Source organism: Bradyrhizobium ontarionense, assembly GCF_021088345.1.
In the GTDB taxonomy this organism is placed as follows: Bacteria; Pseudomonadota; Alphaproteobacteria; order Rhizobiales; family Xanthobacteraceae; genus Bradyrhizobium; species Bradyrhizobium ontarionense.
In genome coordinates, this window is the sequence record NZ_CP088156.1 from 3,428,919 (window position 1) to 3,440,673 (window position 11,755).

At 65.5% G+C, this 11,755-nt stretch carries 7 protein-coding genes; 2 read left to right on the forward strand and 5 right to left on the reverse strand.

Features of this window, described 5'->3' with window-relative positions:
- Positions 1–1,176 (reverse strand): ubiquinol oxidase subunit II, encoded by a 1,176-nt coding sequence (gene cyoA / locus LQG66_RS15500; protein WP_231327070.1) that lies wholly within the window; start codon positions 1,174–1,176, stop codon positions 1–3.
- Between the two features lie 150 nt (positions 1,177–1,326).
- Between cyoA and LQG66_RS15505 the strand changes: the two genes are divergently transcribed.
- A complete protein-coding gene (locus LQG66_RS15505) occupies positions 1,327–2,637 on the forward strand; it encodes an MFS transporter (RefSeq protein ID WP_231327071.1) in 1,311 nt (436 codons plus the stop codon).
- Positions 2,638–2,772: 135 nt separating this feature from the next.
- Here the strand turns inward: LQG66_RS15505 and LQG66_RS37245 are convergent, their stop codons facing one another.
- Positions 2,773–2,904, reverse strand: a complete 132-nt coding sequence (locus tag LQG66_RS37245; protein WP_256460623.1) for a hypothetical protein — start codon at positions 2,902–2,904, stop codon at positions 2,773–2,775.
- Between LQG66_RS37245 and LQG66_RS15515 the strand changes: the two genes are divergently transcribed.
- The gene (locus LQG66_RS15515; protein WP_425601341.1) at positions 2,863–7,401 is read left to right on the forward strand and encodes an nSTAND1 domain-containing NTPase; all 4,539 of its coding nucleotides are present in this window, start codon (positions 2,863–2,865) and stop codon (positions 7,399–7,401) included. The two genes, LQG66_RS37245 and LQG66_RS15515, sit on opposite strands and share 42 nt — an antisense overlap.
- Positions 7,402–7,452: 51 nt before the next feature.
- Here LQG66_RS15515 and LQG66_RS15520 read toward each other — a convergent pair whose 3' ends face one another.
- From LQG66_RS15520 to LQG66_RS15530, 3 genes are read right to left on the reverse strand one after another with little or no spacing between them, the layout of a single operon-like run.
- Positions 7,453–9,174, reverse strand: coding sequence for a thiamine pyrophosphate-binding protein (locus LQG66_RS15520; protein ID WP_231327074.1), 1,722 nt, complete (start codon positions 9,172–9,174; stop codon positions 7,453–7,455).
- Between the two features lie 28 nt (positions 9,175–9,202).
- Positions 9,203–10,141, reverse strand: a complete 939-nt coding sequence (locus tag LQG66_RS15525) for an AEC family transporter (protein WP_231327075.1) — start codon at positions 10,139–10,141, stop codon at positions 9,203–9,205.
- A 38-nt stretch (positions 10,142–10,179) separates the two neighbouring features.
- Entirely contained in the window at positions 10,180–11,733 is a 1,554-nt protein-coding gene (locus tag LQG66_RS15530) for an AMP-binding protein (RefSeq protein WP_231327076.1), read from the reverse strand.
- Between the last annotated feature and the right edge of the window lie 22 nt (positions 11,734–11,755).

Genomic DNA, 11,755 nt, shown 5'->3' on the forward strand with positions numbered 1-11,755 from the left:
TCACGAATCCGACTTGGAGGTGGGCCCCGTGATGAATGATGCCTTCGACGGCCGCATCAGGCCGGGCCGCTCCAGCCCGCGGCCCTGCAGCGGCGTCCAGTCGAGCGGCGCCATGACGGTGCGCGACGAATCATCCGACATCTGGACAGTCTGGTCGCCCGGCAGGCAGACTCCGCCGGCAACGAAGCTCGGCTCCGCGCCGAACACGGCGCCGCGGCCGGCGAGCTTGTCGTAGGTCAGCGGCAGCGTGTTGCGGATGCCGGCCACCCCCATCCCGCCCTTGGCGTCGATCGCCATCATCTCGCTCATGCACATCTTGCCGGTCTCGACGCACATGTTGAGGATCGCCCGGAACAGGTCGCCGTCCACGGAGGCGTAGTAGCGGACAGGCTCGTTCGCGCTGGGGCGCTCCAACGCGAGATAGCCCTCCCGGCTGAGCTGGCTGCCGCTCGCTTTCGCCTTCTCGATCCAGCCGGCGAAATCCGCATCCGACAGGCCCTGGAACGCGAAGCGCATGCCGGAGAAGCCGGAGCCGCTGTAGTTCGCCGAGAAGCCGCGATAGAGACCGGGCTTGTTGATGACAGCGTGCAGCCGGCTCTGCATGCCCGGCATTGCATAGATCTGGCCGGCCAGTGCCGGGACGTAGAACGAATTCATCACCGAGGACGCCGTGATCTTGAAATCGAGCGGCCGGTTCACCGGCGCGGCCAACTCGTTGACGCTGGCGATGCCGTATTCCGGGTAGATGAACAGCCACTTCCAATCGAGCGCGACGACATTGACCTCGAGCGGCTTGTCCTGCGGCGTCACGGGCCGATCGGCCGCGATCCGGCCGAGCGTGCGGTAGGGATCGAGCAGATGCGTGCCCATCCAGGTGACCGCGCCGAGGCAGATGATGATGAGCAGCGGCGCCGCCCAGATCACGAGCTCGAGTTGGGTCGAATGATCCCAGTCCGGCGTGTAGGTCGCCGAATGATTCGACTGGCGGTAGCGCCAGGCCACGATGGCGGTCATCGCCATGACCGGCACCACGATCAGCAGCATCAGCACGGTGGCGATGATCACCAGATCGCGCTGCTGGGCGGCGACGTCGCCGGCAGGCGCGAGCACGACCAGATTGCAGCCGCCGAGTGCGAGCCCCAGCGGCAGCAGAGCCAAGAATTTCCAGTAACGCACGCTCGACCTCGAAGGCGGATTTCTGAACGAGGCCTGAGGTAGCGGCGAGACGACGTGCCCGACATTGGACAATTTGTCCAATACCGGTGCGGCGCCGGGGCAGACAATTACGGGTGCGGATAAAGGCGTAAAGGGATTGCAGGCAGCGCGATGACACAGGCAGCGGCGACCGCCGACGGCGAAACCAACCTCTCCCGCACGCATGAGGCGCATCCGGGCGAGATCGCGATTGGCGTCGTCATCGGCCGCACGTCCGAATTCTTCGACTTCTTCGTCTATGCCATCGCATCCGTGATCGTGTTTCCGCGGCTGGTGTTTCCGTTCGCCGACGATCTGACCCAGACGCTCTATTCCTTCGCGCTGTTCGCGCTCGCCTTCCTTGCCCGCCCGTTCGGCAGCGTGATCTTCATGGCGGTCGACCGCCGCTATGGGAAAAGTGCCAAGCTCATCACCGCGCTGTTCCTGCTGGGCACCTCGACGGTCGCGATCGCCTTCCTACCGAGCTATCATACGGTCGGCACTGCCGCGATCTGGCTGCTTGCGCTGGCGCGAATCGGCCAGGGCCTCGCCTGGGGCGGCGCCTGGGACGGCCTGGCGTCGCTGCTGGCCATGAACGCGCCGCAGAACCAGCGCGGCTGGTATGCGATGATCCCGCAGCTCGGCGCGCCGCTCGGATTGATCGTCGCCAGCGTGCTGTTCGCCTTCTTCGTCGGTTATCTCTCGGCCGCTGACTTCTTCGACTGGGGCTGGCGCTACCCGTTCTTCGTGGCGTTCGCCATCAACGTCGTGGCGCTGTTCGCCCGGCTGCGCATGGTGGTCACCCCGGAATATGACGAGCTGTTCCAGTCTCGCGAGCTGCAGCCCGCCAGTGTCGTCAACACGATCCGGCATGAAGGCCGCAACATCGTCATCGGCGCGTTTGCGCCGCTGGCGAGCTTCGCGCTGTTCCACATGGTCACGGTGTTTCCGCTGTCCTGGGTGTTCCTGTTCACCAAGGAGACGCCGGCGCGCTTCCTGATGATCGAAGCCGTCGGCGCCGTGTTCGGCGTGGTCGCGATCATAGCCTCCGGGATGCTCGCCGACCGGATCGGGCGCAAGTCGCTGCTGATTGGATCTGCGATCGCGATCGCCGTGTTCTCGGGCTTTGCGCCGCAGCTGCTCGACGCCGGCCCGGTCGGCGAGACCATCTACATGGTGCTCGGCTTCATCCTGCTCGGCCTGTCGTTCGGCCAATCCTCCGGCGCCATCGCCTCGAACTTCGCACCGACCTTTCGCTATACCGCCTCGGCCTTGACGGCCGACCTCGCCTGGCTGTTCGGTGCCGGCTTCGCGCCGCTCGCAGCACTGGTGCTGGCCGCCAATCTCGGCCTGATCTCGGCCGGCGGCTATCTGCTGTCGGGCGCGATCTGCACCCTGCTCGCGCTGTGGCTCAGCGCACCGCGGCAATTGCAGCAGGTGTAGGGAGCGGCGGGATCCTGCCGGACAAGGCGACGATACGTCTCATCAGACGGTCAGAGGTCGCGTCGCAGGCCCTGGCACCGCCTGCCGTGCCCATCTCGAGATGACAACCTCCGGTGACTTGCACCGACTCTTGAGCTAAAGTTGCTTGGGAGCGGTGACATGCCGGTTATTTTCATAAGTCATAGTTCGAAGGACAAGACCGACGCCGAACACCTGCGCGATGAGCTGCGTGAGGCTGGTTTTCGCGACGTCTTCATTGACAATCATTCAATTCTTCCCGGGCAGCAGTGGGAAACCCTGCTCTATCAGAAGCTCCGGTCGTGCGCGGCAGTCATCGCGCTCGTCAGCCAGCACTTCAACGATTCGAAATGGTGCTTCGCCGAGCTGACTCATGCCAAGGCCCTGGGCCGTCCGATCATCCCCCTGCTGCTCGATGATGCCGAGCTGCCGCCGATCCTTCGCTATGCCCAGTTTCAGTCTGCGACGATCGACCGGCAGAGTATGCTCACGAGGCTCCTGGCCGGGCTCGAGGCCATCGGCATTCGCGCCAACGACAGCATGGCCTGGAATCCGACGCGGCCGCCCTACCCTGGTCTGTCCGCCTTCGACGCCGACGACGCCGGCGTCTACTTCGGACGCGAGAAGGACATCCGCGCCATTCTCGATCGCATTCACGATCTGGCGACGTTTGGCTCCGCCCCGCGTGCACTGATCGTGCTCGGAGCCTCCGGCACCGGCAAGTCGTCGCTGCTTCGGGCAGGCATTCTGCCAAGGCTGCGGCTGGATCCCCGCCGCTGGCTGGTGCTCCCGCCTGTCAGGCCGTCGCTGGAGCCGCTGTCGAAGCTTGCGGAAACGATCTCGGCCCTGCTTGCGACGTCGCCGCGGCCACGGACTCCGGGCCAGGTCAGCGAGGACTTCAAGTCGCAGGACGAACTTCGCGCGACGCTGCGTGCCCTCGTCGCCGACGATGCGGATACCACGATCGTCGTCATGATCGATCAGCTGGAGGAGCTGGCATCTCCCGCCGCCGAGGAAGGGCTGCCGGCGTGGCTGCTCAACGTGCTCGACATCGACCATCCGCGTCTCGTCGTGCTTGGATCATTGCGGTCGGACCGCGTCGCCTCGGTCGAAAAGACCGTCCCGCTGCTGATGCGGGGGCGCTTGGTCACGATCGCTCCGCTCAGCGAAAGCGAACTGTTGCGCACCATCACGGCGCCTGCGGAGACCGCCGGGCTACAGCTCGATCCGGATTTGGCACAGGAGCTGCTGCAGGACGTGCGTGCACGCCAGGCATTGCCGCTCCTTGCCTTTGCTCTCCGTGAATTATGGGAACGCCGCTCAGCCGAAGGGCGGTTGCTCACCGCGAGCTATGTCACCGATCTCGGCCGGATCGAAGGCGCGGTGAAGCGAGCGGCAGAAGCGGCGACGAAGTCGGTGATCGACAATCCCGCGGACGCGGAGGCGCTCCGGATTGCGCTGCTGGAAATGATCCAGATCTCCACCGACGGCTCCATCCTCAAGCGGCAGGCCTTGCGGTCCGGCCTCCCTGCACAATCGACGCGGGGAATCGACGCGCTCGAAGCGGCCCGCCTGCTCGTTGCTGATGGCGATTTCGTCGAGCCTGCCCACGAGGCTCTGTTCGGCGCCTGGAACCGGCTCGCGGACTGGGTCAAGGAAGCGCGCGCCGCGCTGATGGTCCGCACGGAGGCGCAGACGGACGCCGCGTTGTGGGAAAGCAGCGGCCGGCGTCCCGAGTATCTCTGGGCCGAGGCGCGGCTCGATCGCGCCAAGCGTCTCCTTGCCACCCAACGCATCGGCGCCACCGACAAATCGGCAAGCTTCCTCGTAGCATCGACGAAAGCGGTCGAGGAGCAACATCGAAAGGACCTTGCTGAACGCGACCGCGAGCTGACGCGGCTTCGCCGTCAACGCCTGATCGTCGGAGGCTTTGCCGGCGGCGCCCTGGCCGCGGCAGCCGTTGCGATCAGCTTCTACATCGACGCCAGAAACGCCGAGGCTGAGAGCAACAACTCGCTTCGGACGTCGCGGCTGCAGACGGCGAGGGTTGCCTGTCGTGACGTCACGGTCGGGGCCAGGGACACGGGCATCCAGGCGCTGCAGGAGGCAGCCAAGATCAGGCCTGGCGACGATCTGAGGACGGCCCTCGTCGATTGCCTGCAGCGCCCCGGACTGCGCGAGTTGAGCGAACGGCAGGGTGTCAGCGAGCCTCCCTCCCTCAAGCCCGGAGACCCGCTCGTCGATCAGGTCGGGACAACCAAGGCGACGCTGCGCCCGGCGGCGGAGAAGGACAAGTTCATCATTGCGGTCGAGCGCGATGGAGCGGCGCAGGCCGCCTGGCCGTTGGTGGCGTCCGAGGCAGATTCGCTGCGTCTTTCACCGGATGGCGCCATGGTTGGAGTGATGCGGCAGGGGTTCGGCCTTGCCGATCAGACCTTGGAAGTTTTCGAGAGCCGGACCGGAAAAACGCTTTGGTCGTTCCGGGTCGAGACGGCCAGCCTCGGACATTGGTCAGCTTCAGCCGGGCGCATTTCCTTCAGCGCGTCCGGACGCTACATCGCTGCCGCTGGAAACGCAGGCTCGATTCTCGCCTGGGATCTGTCCCCGACCAACGGCCCGGTGGCTGCACTCCAGTCACGTCCTTTCTCGGACCAGGCCATGCTGACCGCCGTTTCGCCCGACGGCCGATGGGTTGCAGCGATGGACGAGAAGGACAATCTTGTCGTCGTCGAGACGGAGACGAATGAGGTGGTCGGCACCGCCCCGCATGCGGGAACGACACAGGCATTCAACTCGTCGGTTTTGGAATGGACCAGTCAAGACCGCATCGTGGTTGGAGCCAAGCAATGGCAGTGGCTGCCGCCGGTCGATCGCGGCTTCTGGGCGAGGTCCAACATTGGGCGCCAGCGAAGCATCAGGGATGTCGTATTCGGGCCCCAGGGAACGATGCTGGGAGTTGCCACGGAATATGGCGGAATGCCCTATGTCCTGAATATCTCGGCGCGTGAAGCCAGGATGCACAGGCCGTTGGCGACGAATGGTGAGTTCCCGTCAGGAGTCGAAAGCCTGGCCTTTTCCGGCTTGAACGGGTCGGTGTGCGGAGCCCGGCTCTCTGCCATCCTATGCTGGCAGGTGGATTCCGGTTCGGCACAGGTGTTGTCGGACAACAATTTCAGCCGCTGGTACCGGCAATTGAACGCAGACGATGACCGGGTGGTGGCCGCGGGCGAACGCAACATCACTCTGCTTGAGGCGCTGGACATTAAGGGAAACCTGCTGTGGCAACGGACGATTGAGCGGACGAGTATGTTCGGATTGAAGGCCGTGTTCGACGATGCGGGTCAGCGCATGGCGTTCAGAAGTACGGACAGCTCGACATCGTTGGACGTGATCGCCCTGACCGATGGCGCCACCGTCGAGACCCATCGCAAGGACGACCCCAACGAGGCTCTTCTTCCCGTCAGCCTGGGTGATGGTTTTGCGCTGCTCGACACCGAGGATGTCAGTCTTCGCGCGCTTTCCGATGGGGCGCTCCTGTCCGGTCCCTATGCCAAGTCGGACGACGGCCGCATCAATTCCGACATGGTCGTGCGGGGCAAGGCCATCGTCGAGCGGTCAAGGACTGGACAGATGACGTTCTGGACCATTGGAGGCAGCCGGTGCAGCCCCAAGAGCGTCGTGCAACCGCGCAATCAAGCGATTGCGCTCAGCTCGTCCGGGGCTCACTTCGCCGCCTTCGATGGCGAGGTCCTCAAGGTCTGGACCACAGCCACGTGCGAGGCGGTCGATGTTCCGACCAGTGCGGACGGATCGAGCATCTCGAGCCTGACGTTCACGCCGGATGATCAGGAGATCCGCTTCCGCAGCGCCTCCAACGAAATCACGACCTACACGCTCGGGACCAAGCAGGTCAGCCGTACGGTCTTCAAGCCGTTTGCCAGCTGCGAATTCGAGGTCGGCAGCGGCTGGAGCGGCGACGCCGGCACGCTCTGGCAGGCTTGCAGAGCAGGCAAGTCGACCACCGTGAAGGCGTGGCGCGCGACCGATGGCGGCTCGGCGTTCGAGGTGACGGTCGGGGCAGAAAGCCAACGCGGCGTCACTGTCCTGGTCGATCCCAAGCAGCACACCATCATCGTGAGGCGAGAACTCACGAAACCCGGAATTTGGGGCTGGTCGCTTCCGGGAGGAAGCACGACGGAAACGGATCTCTGCAGATCGGTTGTTGCTGTCGAGGGCAGCGCGAAGGTTCAGCTCTTCGATCGCGGAGCCAGCGCAGCTTTTTTCTCGCAAGCCGGGAAGGACGGAGCCCAGATCAATCTGAACATGGTCGATACCAGATCGTGCAAGTCGAGCCCGGTCACGCTGCCCTCTGCGGATGCCGTTCTCGGGACAACCTCTTCGGGCGCATTCGTCGTCTCCTCCAGCACATCGATCAAGGCGGTGTCCCGCGATGGCCAGGTCGAATGGACGTCGCTCGAAACCGCCGGCCGGATCCGGCGCTCGGCCTTGGCGGCCGACGGAAAGCTGGTCGCCGCAGCACTGGACGATGGCTCGATTGCGGTCGGAACGCCTGGAAGAGCCGAACCGATCTTCCGGTTTACGACCGGCCCCGGTGAGGTGAACGCACTGGCACTCTCGCCCGATGGCTCATGGCTGGCCGCAGGCACGGAAGCCGGCCGGGTGCATCTGTGGCCGCTGGCCGCATTGGACGCGGACGTGGCCGCGACGTTCCGCGCCGACCACTAGCGAACCTGCCCCAAGTTGCTGCTTTGGCGGCCACAGCAACCGCTCCGCTGTTCAGTCCGTTGACTCCCCGCGCCACTTGCGCTCGGCCTCGTCCCAGGCCGCGAGCGGTTGCAGGTCCGGCACCCAGGCGAGCCCGGTCTTGGCATCGGACGAGACAGCTTCAGGTGTAACAACCATGTCGAGCAGCGCCGGGCGGTTGGCGAGCGCGCGGGCGATCGCGGGCGCAAGCTGCTCCTCGGTCTCCACCCGCTCGGCATGCATGCCGAACGCACGTGCCATCGCGGCATGATCTGCAAATTGCAGCTTCGTGCCGACGACTTTTCCATGCGTCACGGTCTGGTCGTGCACCTCGATCTGCCAGGCGCCGTTGTTGGCGACGACGATCAGCACCGGCGCCTTGTGGCGCACGGCCGTGTCGACCTCGATCGCGTTGAAGCCGAAGGCGCCGTCGCCGGTCGCGACCACCACGGGCCTGTCGGGGAAGGCGAGGCTTGCGGCGATGCCATAGGGCACGCCGACGCCGATACAGCCGAACGGGCCGGGATCGAGCATCAGCGGCGCGCTCAAGCCGACGCGGGCAAAGGACAGGAAATCGCCGCCATCGGTGATGACAACGGCGTCATTGCCGATGGCGTCCTGCAGCGCCGAGAGCACGCGGTTCGGATGCAGCCGTCCGTCGGAGCCGGCAGGCGCCGTTGCCATGCTCTGCTTCAGCTTGGCCGCGCGCTCCTGATGCACGGCGCGCAGCTTGCCCGCCCATTGCCGATCGACAGCGGATTCGCGATTGCCCGCCAGCGCCACGATCGCGCGCAGAGTCTCGGCGGGTGAGGCCAGGATCTCGGCGGCGCCGCGTCGGTTGTCGCGCAGCTCCGATGCCGTGTCGCTGATGCGCACGAATGTGGCCTCCTTGAACACGGCCGGCGAGCCATAGGCGAGCTGGAAATCGAGCCGGCGGCCGACCGTCAGCACGACATCGGCATCGCCCATGACAGCACCGCGCATTGCGCCGACCACGGAGGGATGATCGTCGGGCACGAGTCCCCTGCTCTCGCCGGTGTCGAGATAGACGGCACCGAGCCGGTCGAGCAGCGCGATCAGCTCAGGGCCGGCGCCCCGCGCGCCGCGGCCGGAAATCACGAGCACGCGCCGCGCCGACCACAACAGCTCGACCGCCTTCTCGACCTCGGCCGGATCCGGCCGCGTCGCCACGCGTGGCTTCGGCGCAAGATGCTCCTCCAGCTGCAGCGCTTTCGGTACGAGGCCACGCAGCGTATCGACCGGGAAGTCGATGAAGGATGGACCGGGCTCTCCGCCCTCGCCGAACGCCCGCGAAATCGCCTCGTCGAGCTCCTGCAGCACCAGCGACGGCTCGCGCACGGTGCGCGCATAGCGCGTGATCGAGCGCACCAGCTGGGTATGGTCCATGTCCTGCAGCCCGCCGCGGTTCTCCTGCGGCCGCGGATTGCCGCCTGAGATCACCAGCACCGGCGCGCGCGAGACATGGGCGTTGGCGATGCCGGTGATCGCATTGGTCATGCCGGGCCCTGCCGTGACCAGCGCAACGCCGAGCTCGCCGGTGAGCTCCGCATGCGCCTGCGCCATATGCACGGCCGCGCGCTCATCACGCACGTCGACGATGCGAATGCCTGCCGCATCGAGCCGCATCCAGATCGGCATGATGTGGCCGCCGCACAGCGCGAACACGCGGCTCACGCCGCGGCGCTTGAGCAGACGGGCGATCAGATCGGCGGCACTGTCGGGAGAGATATTCATCTGACGACTCCGGCGAATGTGAGTGTGATCAGCCCGGCGCGAGCCAGGCCACGAGCAGCGAGACGGTGAGAACGGCGAAGATGTGCGAGACGAGAATCGCGCCCGAGGTGACGCCGGCCTCGAGGCCGTAGAGCTTGGCGATCGTGAACGGACCGGAGCCGATCGGCAGCGCGCTCAGGATCACGGCCGAATGCGACCACAGCGGCGGCATCGAGAACACGTGAAAGGCGAGCAGCGCGGTCACTGCCGGCTGCATCACGAGCTTCAGCGAGACAAGGATGCCGATCGAGGCTGCATCGTGCGTGACCACCCGCTCCTGCGCCAGGAACAGGCCGATGCAGACCAATGCGGCCGGCGACGCGGCGCCGCCGAGCAGGGTCGTGAAGCTCAGCAACGGCGCGGGCAGCGCGAAGCCGCTCAGGCCCACCTCGAGCCCGGCGACGGGTGCGATGAACAACGGGCTGGTCAACAGCGAGCGTGCGACCTTGGCGACCGTCGCACCCAACGAGGCCCCCTTCTGCAGATCCATCTCGACGACGACGATCGCGAACAGGAACAGCACGCAGGCCGTGAACAAAGTGGCGATGATCGAGGCCGGCGCGCTGTCCGGGCCGAACACCAGCAGGCACATCGGAATGCCCATGAAGCCGACATTGCTGTAGCCGGCATCGAGGCCCTCGATGCTGGCATTGGCGATTCGGCGGCCGCGCAGCCTGCTGATCACGAAGCCGGTCGCGAAGGTCGCGGCAATGCCGCCGCAGAAGGCGCCGATGAAGCCGAACTGGCTGACCTGCTCGACTCCAATCCTGGACATCGCCGTGAAGATCAGCGCCGGCAGCGCCAGATAGACGGCGAAACGATTCAGGTTGTCGGTCGCGGTGCGATCGAACACACCGAACCAGCCGCACAGGAACCCGGTCAGGATCAGCGCGAAGATGGGAAGAGCGGAATTGAGGACGGCCTGCATCGCAGCTACATATCAGACTGGAGCGAAGGGCAGCCACGTCACTGCGAGAATCTCTGCTTCAGCTCGCGATGCAGGATCTTGCCGGTCGCATTGCGCGGCATTTCGCTGTCGGTGATGAAGGCGTAGGTGCGCGGCCGCTTGAAGCCGGCAAGACGCTCCCTCGCCCATTCGGCCAGCTCGCGTTCATTCACGGCCATGCCGTCGCGCGGCACGATCACGGCGTGGACGCGCTCGCCCCATTTGGCGTCGGGCAGGCCGATCACAGCGATATCCTTGACACCAGGATGGGCGCCGACCAGCGCCTCGACTTCGGACGGATAGATGTTCTCGCCGCCGGAGATGATCATGTTGCTCTTGCGGTCCGCGAGTTGGATGTAGCCGTCGGCATCGCGCCGCGCCATGTCGCCGACCGAGCAGTAGTCGCCGCGGAACGCCTCCTTCGTCTTCTCAGGTAGGCGCCAATAGCAGTCGAAGGTGTGGGCGTTGCTGGAATAAAGCTCGCCCGCCTCGCCGTCCGGCACCTCATTGCCGGCCTCGTCCAGGATGCGGATGGGTGCTGCGCCGACGCATTCGCGGCCCACGGAGCCGAGCTTGGTGAACTGCTCATGCGGATGCAGCATGGTGACCCAGCCGGTCTCGGTCGCGCCATAGAGCTCGTAGAGCCCGGACTTCGGAAACATCTCCATCACCTCGCGCTTGGTCTCGGGGCGCGCCGGCGCCGAGGAGATCATCAGCTTGGTCACCGCGCTGAAATCGTGCTGCGCGCGCAGCGCGCGCGGCAAATCGAGCATCATGATGTAGTGGGTCGGGACCAGCGAGGTGAAGGTCGAGCCGCCGTCGGCGAGCGTCGTCACCGCGTGTTCGGGATCAAAACTCTTGCGCGAATAGATCGAATTGACGCCGCCGATATAGCCGAAGGCGCCGAAGAAGTTGAGCGAGTTGGCGTGACACATCGGCATCACCAGCAGCGCGCCGTCGTTGCGGCTCAGCTTCAGCTCGATCTCGGTGACCATCGACAGCAAGACAGCACTGCGGTGGCTGCGCAGCACGCCCTTCGGCTTGCCCGTCGTGCCCGAGGTGTACATCAAGGTCCAGGGATCGGACAGCGTGACCTGCTGGTCCGGCTCGCGATCCGCAGCCGATGCGATGATGTCCTCATAGCCGCGATAACCCGCAGGCCGCGGCTTGGTACCGAAATGGATGAAGCGGTCGTCGGCGATGCCGAGATCCTTGCGGGCCTCCTCGACGAGATCCGTGAGCTCGTCCTGCACGATCATGGCGGCCGCTTCGGCGTTCTGGACGATGAACTGCACCTCGGGCGCGGTGAGGCGGAAATTGATCGGCAGCGCCACAAGGCCCGCCTTGGCGGTGGCGGCATAGATCTCGCACCATTCGACACAGTTATAGGCAAGGATCGCGACGCGATCGCCCTTGGCGAGGCCGAGCCCGAGCAGCGCATTGGCGAGCCGGCAGGCGCGCTCGTTCCACAGCGCAAAGCTCATCTCACGCTCGAGATCACGGGCGCCGGTACGGTCCGGTGACATGCGGGCATGGGCCGACAGCATCTGCCCGAAATTCAAGAGATCCCTCATCGTCGTTCCCTCCGGCAGCCGG